Raw genomic sequence first — 15,668 nt, forward strand, 5'->3', positions numbered from 1 at the left:
AGGGCCAGTTTTGCCAAGGGTTTTAACAGGAGTTTCGGGTGGACGATTACCAGCAGACGATTCGCATGTTGTCCGACCGCATTGTGCTGGCGCAGACGCCGATTCGCGTCCTCGATGCAGTGAAGTGGGACGAGAACATCCGCAAGGGCTTCCTCAAGGCCAAAGGCAAGGAAATGCCGGCGGTCGATCGCGACTATTACCTCAATCGGCCGCTATCGTTCGACTCCAGCAAGGTGAAGCTGGAATTCCAGAACATCGAGCGCGACATCACCCGCCAGCTGGGCCAGTTCAATCCGGTCGGCCAGATCATGCGCCGCATGTGCAAGGAATACCGGATGGTGGTGCGCATGCTCGAGGCACGCGGCACCGAGGATTTCGGCCTGATTTCCCAGGAGCTGTATGGCGCGGCATCGGATGCGTTTCACGCCGGCGACCCGACCCTGGCCGACCTGGGCCTGATGCTCTCCGACTACCTGAATAACATCGACGGCCGTGGCGACCTCAAGGACGAACCGAAAACCCTCACCGCCAAGGACGCTGTCAACCTGCTGCAAACCCGGCTGAACAAGGTGTTTGGCGAGGCCGAGGAAACCATTCGGGTGTTCGAGTCCGACGGGATCGTCGCCGACGCAGCGGCGGGCGCCGACTACATCAAGATCCGCGCCGACGCGATGTTCAACGACCGCGACGTGCGTGCGCTGGAAGTCCATGAAGGCCTGGTGCATGTCGGCACCACCCTCAACGGCCTGAACCAGCCGATCTGCACTTTCCTGTCCAAAGGCCCGCCGTCGTCCACCGTGACCCAGGAAGGCCTGGCGATCCTGATGGAAATCATCACCTTCGCCTCCTACCCGAGCCGCCTGCGAAAGCTGACCAACCGCACTCGTGCCATCCACATGGTGGAGGAGGGCGCGGACTTTTTGCAGGTGTTCGAGTTCTTCCGTGAGCAAGGCTTTGAAATGGCCGAAAGCTATGGCAATGCCAGTCGGGTTTTCCGTGGTTCGACACCGACAGGTCTGCCATTCACCAAAGACTTGTCCTACCTCAAGGGCTTTATCATGGTTTACAACTACATTCAGTTGGCCGTGCGTAAAGGCAAGCTTGAGCAGGTGCCGCTATTGTTCTGCGGCAAGACCACGCTGGAAGACATGCGCACCTTGCGTCAGTTGGTCGATGAGGGCTTGGTAGTGCCGCCCAAGTATTTGCCGGAACAGTTCAGGGACATGAACGCGTTGTCGGCGTGGATGTGCTTCTCCAACTTCCTCAACCACCTGAGCCTGGATCGGATCGAGGCGGATTACTCGAACATCCTTTAACGATGACACCCTCTCCTGTGGGAACGGGCTTGCCCGCGATTGCGGACTGACAGACAACATAGATGTTGGATGTACCGGCCCCATCGCGGACAAGCCCGCTCCCACAGGAACTGCTATCCAATCTATCTCTGCGAGGTTCCAACGGATGCGAATCCTCGGCATTTTCTGCCTTCTCCTGACCCTGAGCGGTTGCAGCTCGCTGCTGTTCTACCCCGAACCCGGCCAGCCGTTCACTCCCGAAAAAGCTCATCTTCAATTTCGTGACGTCACCCTGACCACCGCCGACGGCCTCAAGCTGCACGGCTGGTGGTTGCCGGCCAAACAGGGCGTCGAAGTCAAAGGCACCGTGCTGCACCTGCACGGCAACGGCGGCAATCTCTCCATGCACCTGGGCGGCAGTTGGTGGTTGCCGGAGGCGGGTTACCAGGTATTGCTGGTGGACTATCGCGGTTATGGCCTGTCCGAAGGCAAGCCAAGCCTGCCGGCGATCTATCAGGACATCGACGCCGCGTTCAAATGGCTCGACCAGGCCCCCGAGGTCAAAGGCAAGCCGCTGATCGTGCTGGGCCAGAGCCTCGGCGGCTCGATGGCCGTGCACTATCTGGTTCAGCACCCGCAGCGTCAGCGCCAACTCAAGGCATTGGTACTCGACGGGGCGCCCGCCAGCTACCGCGATGTCGGACGCTATGCCCTCACCACGTCGTGGCTGACCTGGCCATTCCAGGTGCCGCTGTCGTGGCTGGTGCCGGACGGCGACAGTGCGATCAACTCCATGGCGCAACTCAACGGCGTGCCGAAACTGATCTACCACAGCATCGACGACCAGCTCGTGCCCCTTTCCAACGGCATCCGTCTGTATCAAGCTGCGCCGCCACCGCGCGTGCTGCAACTGACCCGTGGCGGTCATGTGCAGACCTTTGCCGATCCGGTCTGGCGCACCGTCATGCTGCGCTATCTGGAAGACCCGCAGCATTTCAACGGCCTGCGGCGCCTGGGGGAAATCCCCAATTACCCGGTGCCGACGAATTCAAAAGATGAACCACCAGAGAGTCCGCAATGAGTGAAGAACGTAACGCCATCCCGCTGATCATCACCGGTATCTGCAGCATCATCGGCACCGTCGGTTGCCTGTGGTACTACGGCTACCTGCACTTCGCCAAGCCTGAGGATGCGTTGCTGCTCAACGAATTCACCATGCTCAAGACCGTGCCGGGCGAAGACTACAAAGTCTCCCTCGACCCGGCGCCGCAGGTCGCACAATGTATCGACGGCGTGCTGGTGCTGTTCGACACCGAACAGAAAGGCCTGACCGGCGTGCTGGTCAATGCGCAGAAAAAAGCAGTGCGGTGCATGGGGCAGGAGACTCCGCAGAAGCTGGAGCCGTAACAAATCCCGTGGGCACCACATCACTACTGTGGGATTTTGTGAACGGCCACCAAAAAGCCCCCGCCTGATCACTCAGGCGGGGGCTTTTGCGTTACAGCGTGGCGCTTAGTTCGAGCTGACCGCCGAACGTGGCACCACCGGCTGGTTGTCGTTGGAAATGGTCACTTCCACCCGACGATTCATTGCACGGCCCGATACGCTGCCGTTGTCGGCAACCGGGTATTCCTTGCCATAACCCTGCACGACGATGCGCGAAGGATCGACGCCCATCTTGATCAGCGCCACTTGTACCGAAGTCGCACGGCGCTCGGACAGCGACTGGTTGTAGCCCGGTGCGCCGGTGCTGTCGGTGTAGCCTTCGATAATCACTTTACGGTCCGGGTTTTCCTGGAGGAATTGCGCCAGCTTGTTGATGTTGACCAGGCCGGTGGACTTCAGGTCAGCCTTGTTGGTGGCGAACAGCACGTCACCGAAGGTCACCAGCGTACCGCGATCGGTCTGCTTGGCGTTGAGGCTGTCCTGCAGCTGTTTGATCTGCGCGTTGCGCGAATCGAGGATGGCGCGGGCGCGCTGGTCACCGGCGTTTTTCAGATTGGCTTCAGCGGTGCGCAGGGCGATGGTCTGCTTGGCCACTTCAACACGCTGATTGGTCAGGTAAGCCAGTTGGTCGACTTTCGACGCATCCTGTTTGTCCTGATAGGCCTTCTCCGCCTTGTCCAGATAATCGCTGGCGTCTTTGGTTTCCAGCGCCGCGACTTTGCTGGCTTGTGGATTGGCCTGCAGGCCTTCGTAGTTGGTACGAGCGTTGTTCAAATTGCTGTTCGGCGGCGTGGAGCAGGCAGCCAGAGCAACACTTGCAGCCAGCAGGGCAGGGATCATCAATTGTTTACGCATAATATTTTCGTCCTTTTAATCGATTTCGAAATACGTGGGGCTGTCGACAGCGGCTTATTGCACGCTGCGCATGCCTTCCTGACGCAGTTCCTGAACACCTTTCTGGGAGTCCTTCAGAGCCTGCTCGGCTTTGGCGGCCTGAGCCTTGCGTTCAGCGACGCGAGCGTCCCATTCAGCCTGTTCGGCCAGACGCTTGGCTTCGTCGTACTTCTTGTCGTGCATCGCGATTTCGGCTTGTTTGAGCTTGTCCTGGGCGGACTTCATTTCCACCGCTGCGAACTCGGTGCCACCGGCGCTGACCGCGCTGTTGACGGCCGATTGAGTCACCGCGTATTGCTCGGTCGGCGGGTTGCCAGCGCAACCGGCGAGCACGAAGGTGCTGCCGAGGGCCAGGGCAGCCAGTTTCAGACCGCGCAGGTTGGCGAACGAGGATTTGGCAGTACGGGTCTTCATGGTCTTCAACTCCATTAGATAGCTCCTGAAAAACATCAAATCCAGCCTGGTTTGCTGTGCCGTCACCGTGCAATCACCACGCGGTGTTTTGAAACGACCGTACCAGGCGTGGTTAATGGGTACGACCCGAGGCGTTTTTCAAAAGTTCAGAGAAGATGGCCCATGGCCTGAAAAAACTTTGACCGAACGGACAAGGCTCTAAACCGGGAACTTTGGCGGTGTGAAGTGGTATTCCCGGCGTTTTTCAGACGCGGGAATAGCCCATTTTCGAAGGGGAATGCGAACCCTGTGGGAGCGAGCAAGGCTCGCTCCCACAGGGTGAATGCCTCAGGATCAATGTTTCTGCTTGTCGTCGCCCGCAGCCAGATCATGCAAATGCCGACGCGACAACGTCAGAAAACGCGGCGTCGGGCCGACGTCTTCATACAGCGGATCGCCTTCTTCGTCCGTGGCGACCACCGTCTGGCCTTTCACATACGGAAAGCTCGCTTCCAGCTCCTCCAATGCAGCACCGATCAATTCGCCGAGCAGCTCTTCCCGGTGGCGTTTTGGGTACATTTCGGTGATAGCGGCCAGTCGCGCAGCGGCTTCCACGTCCAGATGAATTTCATAACCCGTGTCGGTCAGGCGACCCTTGGCGTTTTCTTCCCAGTGCTGGGCTAGCTCGCGGATTTTCATGATGACCTCATGGCGCGCCTGCTCGTGGCAGGCCGGTTGAGTGTCCGGCAGCGGCCGGTGGCAAGCCGTTGTACGGCTTACTGTTGAGACTAGCTTCAAGTCATAAGGTTTAAAGTCCCTTTTTCGTCTGCTTGTAAGAACCGCCTTACAACGGCACTCTTGAGGTTCATAGCCGCCCGGATTTTTGCTGGAGAACTGCTGATGACCGATATTGATGCACGCTTGCGCGAGGATGTTCACCTGTTGGGTGAGCTGTTGGGCAACACCATACGTGAGCAGTACGGGGACGAGTTTCTCGACAAGATCGAGCAGATTCGCAAAGGCGCCAAAGCCGACCGACGCGGTTCGATGGACGCCGAACTCAGTGCCAGCCTCAACCAGCTGAGCGAAGACGAGCTGCTGCCGGTGGCGCGGGCGTTCAACCAGTTCCTCAACCTGGCCAATATCGCCGAGCAATATCAGCTGATTCACCGCCGCGAAGAATCTCAGCCGGCGCCGTTCGAGGCCCGCGTGCTGCCGGAACTGCTTGCCCGCCTGCGCGCTGAAGGCCACAGCGCCGAATCCCTGGCCCGGCAACTGGGGCGCCTGGAGATCGAGCTGGTGCTCACTGCGCACCCGACCGAAGTCGCCCGTCGCACGTTGATCCAGAAATACGACGCCATCGCCGCGCAACTGGCTGCCCAGGATCATCGCGACCTGACCAGCGCCGAGCGCGAACAGATCCAGATCAAGCTGCAACGCCTGATCGCCGAAGCCTGGCACACCGAAGAAATCCGCCGCACCCGCCCGACGCCGGTTGACGAAGCCAAATGGGGCTTTGCGGTGATTGAGCACTCGCTGTGGCAGGCGATTCCCAACTACTTGCGCAAGGCCGATCAGGCGCTGCACGCGGCCACTGGCCTGCGCCTGCCATTGCAAGCGGCGCCGATTCGTTTTGCCTCGTGGATGGGCGGCGACCGCGACGGCAACCCGAATGTCACCGCGCCCGTTACCCGCGAAGTACTGCTGCTGGCGCGCTGGATGGCGGCTGATCTGTACCTGCGCGATATTGATCAGCTGGCCGCCGAGCTGTCGATGCAGCAGGCCAGCGATGACCTGAAAGCCAAGGCCGGGGACAGCGCCGAACCATACCGGGCGGTACTCAAGCAATTGCGCGAACGCCTGCGGGCGACGCGCAACTGGGCGCAGGCCGCGTTGAAAGTCAACACGCCAGCCACCGCCGATGTGCTGCAGAACAACCGAGAACTGCTCGATCCGCTGGAGCTGTGCTACCACTCGCTGCATGAGTGCGGCATGGGCGTGATCGCCGATGGCCCGCTGCTCGATTGCCTGCGCCGGGCGGTGACGTTCGGCCTGTTCCTGGTGCGCCTTGATGTGCGTCAGGACTCGTCGCGCCATACCGCCGCCATGACCGAAATCACCGATTATCTGGGCCTTGGGCGTTACGAAGACTGGAGCGAAGAAGAGCGCATCGCCTTCCTGATGCGCGAACAGAACAACCGTCGGCCCTTGCTGCCGGCGTACTTCAAACCGTCCGCCGACACCGCCGAAGTGCTGGCGACGTGCCGGGAAATCGCTGCCGCACCGGGCGCATCCCTTGGCTCGTATGTGATTTCCATGGCCGGCGCCGCTTCCGACGTGCTGGCCGTGCAGTTGCTGCTCAAAGAGGCCGGGGTGTTGCGGCCGATGCGCGTGGTGCCGCTGTTTGAAACGCTCGCCGACCTGGATAACGCGGGTCCGGTGATTGAAAAATTGTTGCTGCTGCCGGGCTATCGTTCGCGCCTGCAAGGGCCCCAGGAAGTGATGATCGGCTACTCCGACTCGGCCAAGGATGCCGGCACGACAGCGGCGGCGTGGGCGCAGTATCGGGCGCAGGAGCGGCTGGTGGACATCTGCCGCGAACAGCAAGTGGAACTGTTGCTGTTCCACGGTCGCGGCGGCACCGTGGGCCGTGGTGGCGGCCCGGCGCACGCGGCCATTCTGTCGCAGCCGCCAGGGTCGGTGGCGGGGCGCTTCCGCACCACCGAACAGGGCGAAATGATCCGTTTCAAATTCGGCCTGCCGGACATCGCCGAGCAGAACCTCAATTTGTATCTGGCAGCGGTGCTGGAAGCGACTTTGCTGCCGCCGCCGCCACCGGAGCCTGCGTGGCGCCATTTGATGGATGAACTGGCGGCAGACGGTGTCAGTGCGTACCGCGCCGTGGTGCGGGAAAATCCGCAGTTCGTCGAGTATTTCCGCCAGTCCACGCCGGAGCAGGAACTGGGTCGTTTGCCCTTGGGCAGCCGCCCGGCCAAACGTCGCGCTGGCGGGATTGAAAGCCTGCGAGCCATCCCGTGGATCTTCGGCTGGACCCAGACCCGCCTGATGCTACCGGCCTGGCTCGGCTGGGAAGCGGCGCTGAGCAAGGCGCTGGGGCGCGGCGAAGGCGACCTGCTGGGGCAGATGCGCGAGCAGTGGCCGTTTTTCCGTACGCGCATCGACATGCTTGAGATGGTGCTGGCCAAAGCCGACGCGGACATCGCCAGGTCCTATGACGAGCGTCTGGTGGAGCCGGAATTGCTGCCGTTGGGCGCCCATTTACGCGACCTATTGTCGCAGGCGTGCACAGTGGTCCTTGGGCTGACTGGTCAGTCGCAACTGCTGGCGCATAGCCCTGATACGCTTGAGTTCATCCGCCTGCGCAACACCTACCTCGACCCGCTGCATCTGTTGCAGGCCGAGCTGTTGGCCCGTTCGCGGCAACAGGATGCGGCACAGGACAGCCCGGTAGAACAGGCGTTGCTGGTGTCTGTGGCAGGTATTGCCGCCGGTTTACGTAATACCGGCTAAGGTTTTGCCGTGGGGGTGGCATCCGGCGCCAGGGCGGGCCGGTTGCCTGAAACACGCAGAAAAGGTTTGTCAGGCGACACTTGATGGTGGGGTTGCGACTTGGTGCACCTCGTCGCAAGGTCGCGGCAGACAACGGTTTCTCCGACTTTTGGCGTCTTGTGTGGTCGCAGCCTGCTGTGTATCTTGATCAGCCTTTGGCCGTTTGGGCGGCCACGACCCTATTTTTGAGATTGGCCCCACGAGGCGAATCTGACGTTATCCATATAAAAAATTTGAGGAGCACATCGATGCGCGTCATTCTGCTGGGAGCTCCCGGGGCCGGTAAAGGTACTCAGGCTAAGTTCATCACCGAAAAATTCGGCATCCCGCAAATCTCCACCGGCGACATGCTGCGAGCTGCGGTCAAGGCTGGCACCGAGCTGGGCCTGATCGCCAAGAGCGTCATGGACAGCGGTGGCCTGGTTTCCGACGACCTGATCATCAACCTGGTCAAGGAACGCATCAGCCAGGCTGATTGCGCCAACGGTTTCCTGTTCGACGGTTTCCCGCGCACCATTCCTCAGGCTGAAGCCCTGGTGAAGGCCGGCGTGGAGCTGGACAACGTGGTCGAAATCGCGGTTGATGACGAAGAAATCGTTCAGCGTATTGCGGGTCGTCGCGTTCACGAGGCCAGCGGCCGTGTGTACCACACCGTCTACAACCCGCCGAAAATCGCCGGCAAGGACGACATCACCGGTGAAGCCCTTGTCCAGCGCAAGGACGACACCGAAGAAACCGTTCGCCATCGTCTGTCGGTCTACCATTCGCAGACCAAGCCGCTGGTGGCGTTCTACCAGAACCTCGCCGCTGCCCAGGGCAAGCCGAAGTACAGCCACATTGCTGGCGTCGGCTCGGTAGAAGCGATCACCGGCAAGGTGCTTGAAGCACTGAGCTGAAAAGTCTGATCCGCTTCATCTTCTACGGCCCGCTTGCGGGCCGTAGTTGTTTATACTGGCGCACTTTTTCTGAACTCTCTTACGGAAACATCGATGAGCACCTTGCTGGCCCTGGACACCGCGACTGAAGCTTGCTCCGTTGCCTTGCTGCATGACGGCAAAGTTACGAGCCATTACGAGGTGATCCCGCGCCTGCATGCGCAGAAGCTGCTGCCGATGATCCAGCAACTGCTGGCCGACGCCGGCACCACCCTGCAAGCGGTGGACGCTATTGCGTTTGGCCGTGGGCCGGGGGCATTCACCGGGGTGCGGATCGCGATTGGTGTGGTGCAGGGGCTGGCGTTTGCGCTGGACCGTCCGGTGTTGCCGGTGTCCAACCTGGCGGTGTTGGCGCAGCGGGCTTATCGTGAACACGGCGCCAGCCAGGTCGCGTCCGCCATCGATGCGCGGATGGATGAGGTGTATTGGGGCTGCTACCGCGAAACGGCGGGGGAGATGCGTCTGGTCGGCAAGGAAGCCGTGTTGCCGCCGGAGGTTGCAGCATTGCCTGCCGAAGCCAGCGGCGACTGGTTTGGCGCAGGCACGGGCTGGGGTTACGCGGAGCGGATCGGTGTCAGCCTGAGCGGGCAGGACGCTGGAATGTTGCCGCATGCCGAAGACCTGCTGACCCTGGCGCGATTCGCCTGGGAGCGGGGCGAGGCGATTGTGGCGGATGAGGCTCAGCCGGTTTATCTGCGCGACAAAGTGGCCACCCCAAAGGCTCGTTAAGCCGCAGTACCGAGTTGGCCCAATCGCGAGCAAGCTCGCTCCCACAGGGTCTGTGAGTATCATGTGGGAGCGAGCTTGCTCGCGATTGGCAGCCTGCGCACCGCCGCCAATCGTCAGTTTCTAAACGCCATCCTTAAACCTTTTTCCTTTTATGTGTTCTAGTTATCACTCGGCTGTTTGCGAAGTGGCGAAAGCGCCACTAAACTGCCATCACTGATACCGAGCATGCACTTATGCGTATAGACGGCCTTTCCTCTCAGTCCTACCCCATCAAGCGCAAGCCTCGCAAAGGCCATGTGGCGGAAGACGAGTCAGTCGATATCGACGGCGAGCTGGAATTCCCGACTGAAGAGCAACTGGCCGCCCGCGCCGCCAAAGCCTCTGCGCAACGCCTGAGCAATCTGCCCGCCCGCCAGCAAGACCTGATTTACCATCGCGCCATGAGCAAAAGCGTGGCGATGGCCCTGGCCAGCTACCTGAGTACTGCCGGGTTTGTCGATTGGGATACGGACGTGCTGGGTCTCGATCTGTACATCTGATGTTGCTGCCTTACTACCTCGGTTGCCCGTCCTGGAGTGAAAACGCCTGGCGCGACTATCTGTATCCGCAAGACGCCAGACCCGCTGAATTTCTAAATCTCTATTCCCAAGTGTTCAACGCCGTTGAAGGCAACACGACCTTCTACGCGAGCCCGGCTGCCACTACCGTGCAACGTTGGGCCGAGACCATGCCCGAACACTTTCGCTTCACCGCCAAGTTTCCCGGTGACATCAGCCACAGCGGCGACCTGCGCGATCAATTGACTGGCGCCGAGACCTTTATGCAGTTGCTCAAGCCTCTCGGCCAGCGAGTCTCGCCGCTGTGGTTGCAGTTGTCCAAAAGTTTTACCCCGCAGCGACTGTCGGAACTGGCCGGTTTTATCGACGCGATTGACCGGCCTCTGGCAGTCGAAGTGCGCCATGACGCGTTTTTCGCCAAGGGCGATGATGAGCGCATGCTCAATCGCCTGCTGCTGGATCGCGGCGTCGAACGCATCTGCCTGGATCCGCGTGCGCTGTTCAGTTGCACCTCCACCGAGCCGTCGGTGCTGCACGCGCAATCGAAAAAGCCCCGGGTGCCGACGCGTCCCGCCGCCTTCACTCAATTCCCGCAGGTGCGCTTCATCGGCCATCCGCAGCTTGAGGCCAACGACACGTTCCTGGTGCCGTGGGTGGAAAAGATTGCCGTATGGATCGAAGAGGGGCGCACGCCGTATATCTTCCTGCACACTGCCGACAACCTGCTGGCAGCGAAACTCGCGCAGCGTTTTCACGCAAAACTGATGCTGCGGTTGCCTGGCTTGCCGCCGCTGCCTGAGCTATACAGAGAGCCCGCGGCCGAACAACTTGGGTTGCTCTGAAGCGGATTCATTCCTCTTCACAGGAGCCTGCCAATGGATGCGCAAACCCTTAGAGCCCAGGCGTTCAAGGCATTGCATGAACGCGCCGGGGCTTTTGTCATTCCCAATCCCTGGGACGCCGGGTCGGCGAAAATGCTCGCCAGTCTTGGCTTCGAGGCGCTGGCCACCACCAGCGCCGGCTATGCCTTTTCCAACGCTCGCCCCGATGGCGCGTTGACGCTGGACGATACCCTGGCCAACGTTCGTGCGATTGTCTCGGCGACCGATCTGCCGGTGGCGGTGGACCTGGAAAACGGTTTCGCTGACGACCCCGCCGAATCCGCACAAAGTATTATTCGCGCTGCCGAGGCGGGCGCCGTTGGCGGCTCGATCGAAGATGCCACGGGTCGCGAAGAAGCACCGATCTACTGCTTCGAACATGCCGTGGCGCGCGTCGAATCTGCTGTAGCGGCGGCTCGCAGCCTGCCTTTCCCTTTCACGTTGACCGCCCGTGCCGAGAATTTTTTGCACGGCAACCCGGACCTCGCCGACACCATCCGCCGCTTGCAGGCGTTCGCCGAGGCGGGGGCCGACGTGCTGTATGCGCCCGGTCTGCGTAGCGCTGAAGACGTGTTGGCGGTGGTTCGTGCCGTGGCGCCGAAACCGGTCAATGTGTTGATGTCCGGTGGCCTCAAGCTGACGGTCGAGCAGTTGAGCGAGATGGGCGTCAAACGCATCAGCGTCGGTTCGGCGCTGGCCCTGGCAGCATATGGCGAGTTCTTTCGCGCGGCTGAAGAGATCAAGACTTCGGGTACGTTCAGCTTTACGTCGCGTTCTATGCCGTATGCGCAGGCCAATAAACTGTTCAAAGGCTGACAATGCGGTTTGCGAAGGGACTGCTGCTGATGGTGTTGATCATCGGTGCGGCGGGAGTGAGCGTCTGGCGCGAATGGATCGCGGTGCCGGCGCAGTGGAATCCCTGGGCGCCGCTGGACGTGAACGCCATGCCGAACCTGTTGACCCGTTACAAGCTGATGCTTCTGCGCGATGATCCGCAGTTGTGCGATCAGGCCCTGAGCACTTCGGGTCTGCATGTAACCCGACAGGCCAACAGCCCGGACGGCGCATGCCCGCTGACCAACACGGTGCGTGTGCAAGGTGGCGAGGTAACCCTGAGCAGCAGTTTTCTCGCCAGTTGTCCGTTGGCCGTAGCCTTTGCACTCTTCGAGCGGCATGCGTTGCAGCCAGCGTCACAGGCGGTTTACGGCCAGGCGGTGACCCGCGTCGATCACCTCGGCAGTTTCGCCTGCCGCAATATCTACAACCGCCAGAATGCTGTTCGCAGTCAGCATGCCAGTGCCAATGCGCTGGATATCGCCGGTTTTCGCCTGGCAGACGGTCGAACCATCAGCGTACTCAAGGACTGGCCGAAGGATAATCAGGACGCCAAGTTTCTACGTCAGGTCCGTGATGGCGCGTGCGACGTGTTCAGTGTGGTGCTGAGTCCGGACTACAACGCGGCCCATCGCAATCACTTTCATCTGGATGTCGGGCCGTGGTGGGTGTGTCGCTGAGGTTCGCTCAAGCGGCGATGCGCAGGTTCTGCAGAACGATCGGGCGCGCCCAGCCGTTGTCGAAATCGAGTTGTTTCTGTTGTTCCACCACTTCTTCTGGCGAGAACGGCGGGAACGGCTTGTCCAGCAGATCGAGTTCGAACTCGGCAATCGGCAGGTGCAGTGGACGCGGTTGCGGCGCGGCGCCAGGCGTTGGCAGCGGCTGACCGGCATTGAGCACGATCGGGCGCACCCAGCCGCTTTCGAAGTTCTGTTGTTTCTGTTGTGCGGCGATTTCTTCTGGCGGGAACGGCGGGAACGGTTTGTCGGCCAGGTCCATTTCGAACTCGGCAATCGGCAGGAACAGTGGCTCTGGTGGTCTGACCGGGGTTTCGGTCACGTCGCACTCACGTTGGGACACGATGTGCGCGTACAGGTCGCTGCCGACGGTAGGCTCTATCGGGCTGTCGAGATCCACCGGTGGAAACGTGCCGCAGGCAGGCACAACATCACTCGACTGTTCGGCCAGGGCCTGGGCAAAAAAATCCTGCCACAGGTGACTGACGCCGCTCAGTGCTTGCGAGTTTCGCAGGCCATAATCGCCGTGACGCGATATATAACCAACGGATGTGCTTTGAATGTCTGACATTTCTCTCGGTCGACGCTCAGCTCTGGCAAAATGCTCGATAGTTTTGTTATCGGACGTTTTTTGCCGATCATTAATTTTTTGAGCGTGTTTTCCCATGATTGAGCAACCTGCGGCCTGCCGCATCCATGTCGAGGCCTCGGCCCCGGCGTTTCAGCCACAGGCCGAGCAATGGGCCGAGCGCCTGGGCTTGCCGTTGCAGGTGGATGATGGCGAATTTGCCTTGCAGGTGGGCGAGCAGGGCTTGCAGCTGCAACAACTGGGGCCGGACGCACCAGGGCCGGTGCGGGTCGACTTCGTTGAGGGCGGCGCGGCACATCGCCGTTTGTTCGGTGGTGGCACCGGGCAGATGATCGCCAAGGCGGTCGGCATCGCTCAGGGCGTGCGCCCACGAGTGCTGGATGCTACGGCGGGGCTGGGCAAGGATGCGTTCGTGCTGGCCAGCCTGGGCTGCGAGATGAGCCTGATCGAGCGCCAGCCGCTGATTGGCGCGTTGCTCGAAGACGGCCTGGCTCGCGGCGCCGAGGATTTTGATGTCGCGCCGATCGTTGCGCGGATGCGTTTGCTCAAGGGCAACTCGATTGAAGTGATGCGCAACTGGGAAGGCGAGCCACCGCAGGTGATCTACCTTGACCCGATGTTCCCGCACCGTGAGAAAACCGCACTGGTGAAGAAGGAAATGCGCCTGTTCCGGCCACTGGTCGGGGATGACCCGGATGCGCCGGCCTTGCTTGAAGCAGCGTTGGCATTGGCCAGCCATCGGGTGGTGGTCAAGCGACCGCGCAAGGCGCCTTGCATCGAGGGGCCCAAGCCGAGTCATGCGCTGGACGGGAAATCCAGTCGGTATGATATTTATCCGAAGAAGGCGCTCAAACCTTAAAGACCGAGTTGCGCCCTTCGCGAGCAGGCTCGCTCCCACAAGGAACCCGCATTCCAACGTGGGAGCGAGCCTGCTCGCGAAGGCGTCCGTCGAAACACTGAAAAGCGATCAGACTGTCTCAGGTTGATAAGCCCGCATAAACAACCCCACCACTTCGCGCACATGCTCCTCGGCCGCATCCCCGGTCAGCGGCTCCCCGCAGCCATACAACACCCGAAAATTACCCGCGCCCTTGAGCAGGCAGAAGAAATGCTCGGCGGCATTGCGCGGTTTATCGATGCTCAGCGCACCGGTCTGATCGATGTGAGCCAGCAGCCGTTCCATGCCATTCAACATGCGCTCCGGCCCTGCTTCGAAGAAGATCTGCGACAGTCTCGGGTCCAGGCTGCCCAGGCTCATCATCAAACGGTGCAGGTTCACCGATTCATCACTGTTGATCAGTTGATGAAAACCGCGAGCAATGTTCAGCAACACACTTTCCACCGCGATGCCGTCCGACAATTCGAAGAACAGCGGCGGCAGTTGTTCCTCGCATTTGGCGACCACGGCTGCGCAAAACAGCGTCTCCTTGTCGTTGAAGTGGCTGTAGACCGTCAGCTTCGACACCCCGGCTTCAGTGGCTACGGCATCCATGCTGGTACTCGAATACCCCTTGCTGAGAAACAGGATTTTCGCCGCATCGAGGATCGCCTGGCGCTTGACCAGATCCTTGGGACGGCCCGGGCCGTTGGGTGCTGAAAGATTGTTCGACATTCTTCGCTTTTAATACTGGACTGGTGAGTTTGCTATTAATAACATACCGACCAGTATAATTATTCCAAGCACCATTAGCGAAGGTCCATCACCATGTTGCGCTATGCCTTGCCCCTTGCATTGCCAGTCAGCCTGGCTTTTTTATTGTCCGCATGCGGTCAGGAAGAGGCAGCGCAAAGCAGCGTGCGTCCGGCCATGGTGGTGCAGCCAGAGCCTTCGGCGCAGGCGATGGAAAGTTATCCTGGTGAAGTCCGTGCTCGCTACGAGCCGGATCTGGCCTTTCGCATTGGCGGCAAAGTCAGCCGACGACTGGTCGAGGAAGGTCAGCGTGTCAAAGCGGATCAACCGCTGGCCGAACTTGATCCGCAAGATGTGCGCCTGCAACTGGAAGCCACTCGCGCTCAGGTTGCTGCCGCCGAAGCCAACCTGAGCCTGGTGCGCGCCGAGCGTGATCGGTACAAGACCCTGATGGACCGTCAGATGGTCAGCCGGTCGGCGTACGACAATTCTGAAAACCTCTTCCGGTCCGGTGAGGCGCGCCTCAAGCAGATCAAGGCCGAGTTCAACGTTTCCACCAACCAGGCCAGCTATGCGGTGCTGCGTGCGCCGCAGGATGGCGTGGTGGCCAGGCGCTCGGTGGAAGTCGGGCAGGTGGTGGCGGCCGGGCAAACGGTGTTTACCCTCGCCACCGATGGCGAGCGCGAAGTGTCGATCAGCCTGCCGGAGCAGAGTTTCGGCCGCTTCAAGGTCGATCAGCCGGTGACGGTCGAGCTGTGGACCCAGCCTGATCAGCGTTTTACCGGACGCATCCGCGAACTGTCGCCAGCGGCCGATCCAAAATCGCGCACCTTCGCCGCGCGCATTGCCTTCACTGCCGGCAAAGTCCCCGCCGAACTCGGCCAGAGTGCCCGGGTGTTTATCCAGACTGCGCAGTCGGTGCCGTTGTCCGTACCGCTGTCAGCGGTGACCGCTGAAAATGGCGCGACCTATGTGTGGGTTGTCAGCGCCAACAACACCGTGAAGAAGGCCCCGGTGCGCGTCGGCGCCTTCGGCGAGAAGACCGTGCCGGTGATTGAAGGCCTGAATGCCAGCGACTGGGTGGTGGCGGCTGGCGTGCATGTGCTCTACGACGGGCAGCAGGTGCGCCCGGTGGATCGCTCCAACCGCGTGGTCAATCTGGCGGCCAAGGAGTAGTT

At 60.8% G+C, this 15,668-nt stretch carries 17 protein-coding genes; 12 read left to right on the plus strand and 5 right to left on the minus strand.

The genetic code is table 11. The features are described from left to right. Positions 1-65: 65 nt before the first annotated feature. From POF45_RS21600 to POF45_RS21610, 3 genes are all read left to right on the plus strand, one after another. Positions 66-1,316, plus strand: coding sequence for a flavohemoglobin expression-modulating QEGLA motif protein (locus tag POF45_RS21600; RefSeq protein WP_259503099.1), 1,251 nt, complete (start codon positions 66-68; stop codon positions 1,314-1,316). A gap of 145 nt (positions 1,317-1,461) precedes the next feature. Next, positions 1,462-2,376 carry an alpha/beta hydrolase gene (locus tag POF45_RS21605; protein WP_259499809.1) on the plus strand — a complete coding sequence of 305 codons (915 nt, stop codon included), beginning with the start codon at positions 1,462-1,464 and terminating at the stop codon, positions 2,374-2,376. Beyond that, positions 2,373-2,702 (plus strand): PA3694 family proteiin, encoded by a 330-nt coding sequence (locus tag POF45_RS21610; RefSeq protein ID WP_259499811.1) that lies wholly within the window; start codon positions 2,373-2,375, stop codon positions 2,700-2,702. The genes POF45_RS21605 and POF45_RS21610 overlap by 4 nt, the downstream gene beginning before the upstream one ends. A gap of 105 nt (positions 2,703-2,807) precedes the next feature. Here the strand turns inward: POF45_RS21610 and lptF are convergent, their stop codons facing one another. From lptF to POF45_RS21625, 3 genes are all read right to left on the minus strand, one after another. Continuing rightward, a complete protein-coding gene (lptF, locus tag POF45_RS21615; RefSeq protein WP_259499813.1) occupies positions 2,808-3,596 on the minus strand; it encodes a lipotoxin F family OmpA-related lipoprotein LptF in 789 nt (262 codons plus the stop codon). A gap of 54 nt (positions 3,597-3,650) precedes the next feature. After that, positions 3,651-4,064, minus strand: coding sequence for a DUF4398 domain-containing protein (locus tag POF45_RS21620; RefSeq protein WP_259499814.1), 414 nt, complete (start codon positions 4,062-4,064; stop codon positions 3,651-3,653). A gap of 318 nt (positions 4,065-4,382) precedes the next feature. After that, on the minus strand, positions 4,383-4,727 hold the full coding sequence (locus POF45_RS21625; protein ID WP_259499815.1) for a pilin assembly protein: 345 nt from the start codon (positions 4,725-4,727) through the stop codon (positions 4,383-4,385). A gap of 201 nt (positions 4,728-4,928) precedes the next feature. On the opposite strand from POF45_RS21625, the gene ppc reads away from it, so the two are divergent. The 7 genes from ppc (at position 4,929) to POF45_RS21660 (ending at position 12,214) form a co-directional block, all read left to right on the plus strand. Continuing rightward, positions 4,929-7,559 (plus strand): phosphoenolpyruvate carboxylase, encoded by a 2,631-nt coding sequence (ppc, locus tag POF45_RS21630; RefSeq protein WP_282316680.1) that lies wholly within the window; start codon positions 4,929-4,931, stop codon positions 7,557-7,559. 287 nt (positions 7,560-7,846) lie between these two features. Continuing rightward, positions 7,847-8,494, plus strand: coding sequence for an adenylate kinase (gene adk / locus POF45_RS21635; RefSeq protein ID WP_259499819.1), 648 nt, complete (start codon positions 7,847-7,849; stop codon positions 8,492-8,494). Between the two features lie 93 nt (positions 8,495-8,587). Continuing rightward, positions 8,588-9,262, plus strand: coding sequence for a tRNA (adenosine(37)-N6)-threonylcarbamoyltransferase complex dimerization subunit type 1 TsaB (tsaB, locus tag POF45_RS21640; RefSeq protein WP_282316681.1), 675 nt, complete (start codon positions 8,588-8,590; stop codon positions 9,260-9,262). Between the two features lie 233 nt (positions 9,263-9,495). Continuing rightward, positions 9,496-9,801: a hypothetical protein gene (locus POF45_RS21645; protein ID WP_282316682.1), complete on the plus strand. Its 306-nt coding sequence runs from the start codon at positions 9,496-9,498 to the stop codon at positions 9,799-9,801. Next, a complete protein-coding gene (locus POF45_RS21650) occupies positions 9,801-10,661 on the plus strand; it encodes a DUF72 domain-containing protein (protein ID WP_282316683.1) in 861 nt (286 codons plus the stop codon). Before POF45_RS21645 ends, POF45_RS21650 begins: the two co-directional genes overlap by 1 nt. A 33-nt stretch (positions 10,662-10,694) precedes the next feature. Beyond that, positions 10,695-11,516 (plus strand): isocitrate lyase/PEP mutase family protein, encoded by an 822-nt coding sequence (locus tag POF45_RS21655; protein WP_282316684.1) that lies wholly within the window; start codon positions 10,695-10,697, stop codon positions 11,514-11,516. 2 nt (positions 11,517-11,518) lie between these two features. Further along, positions 11,519-12,214: an extensin-like domain-containing protein gene (locus POF45_RS21660; RefSeq protein WP_282316686.1), complete on the plus strand. Its 696-nt coding sequence runs from the start codon at positions 11,519-11,521 to the stop codon at positions 12,212-12,214. Positions 12,215-12,221: 7 nt separating this feature from the next. Here the strand turns inward: POF45_RS21660 and POF45_RS21665 are convergent, their stop codons facing one another. After that, the gene (locus POF45_RS21665; protein WP_282316687.1) at positions 12,222-12,842 is read right to left on the minus strand and encodes an energy transducer TonB; all 621 of its coding nucleotides are present in this window, start codon (positions 12,840-12,842) and stop codon (positions 12,222-12,224) included. Between the two features lie 94 nt (positions 12,843-12,936). Here POF45_RS21665 and POF45_RS21670 point away from each other — a divergent pair, with 94 nt between their 5' ends. Next, on the plus strand, positions 12,937-13,719 hold the full coding sequence (locus POF45_RS21670; protein ID WP_431978613.1) for a class I SAM-dependent methyltransferase: 783 nt from the start codon (positions 12,937-12,939) through the stop codon (positions 13,717-13,719). Positions 13,720-13,827: 108 nt separating this feature from the next. Here POF45_RS21670 and POF45_RS21675 read toward each other — a convergent pair whose 3' ends face one another. Beyond that, positions 13,828-14,472, minus strand: coding sequence for a TetR/AcrR family transcriptional regulator (locus POF45_RS21675; protein ID WP_259499833.1), 645 nt, complete (start codon positions 14,470-14,472; stop codon positions 13,828-13,830). A gap of 93 nt (positions 14,473-14,565) precedes the next feature. On the opposite strand from POF45_RS21675, the gene POF45_RS21680 reads away from it, so the two are divergent. Further along, the gene (locus POF45_RS21680; RefSeq protein ID WP_259499835.1) at positions 14,566-15,666 is read left to right on the plus strand and encodes an efflux RND transporter periplasmic adaptor subunit; all 1,101 of its coding nucleotides are present in this window, start codon (positions 14,566-14,568) and stop codon (positions 15,664-15,666) included. The last annotated feature ends 2 nt before the right edge of the window (positions 15,667-15,668 follow it).

Source organism: Pseudomonas fungipugnans, from assembly GCF_029955235.1.
In the GTDB taxonomy this organism is placed as follows: domain Bacteria; phylum Pseudomonadota; class Gammaproteobacteria; order Pseudomonadales; family Pseudomonadaceae; genus Aquipseudomonas; species Aquipseudomonas fungipugnans.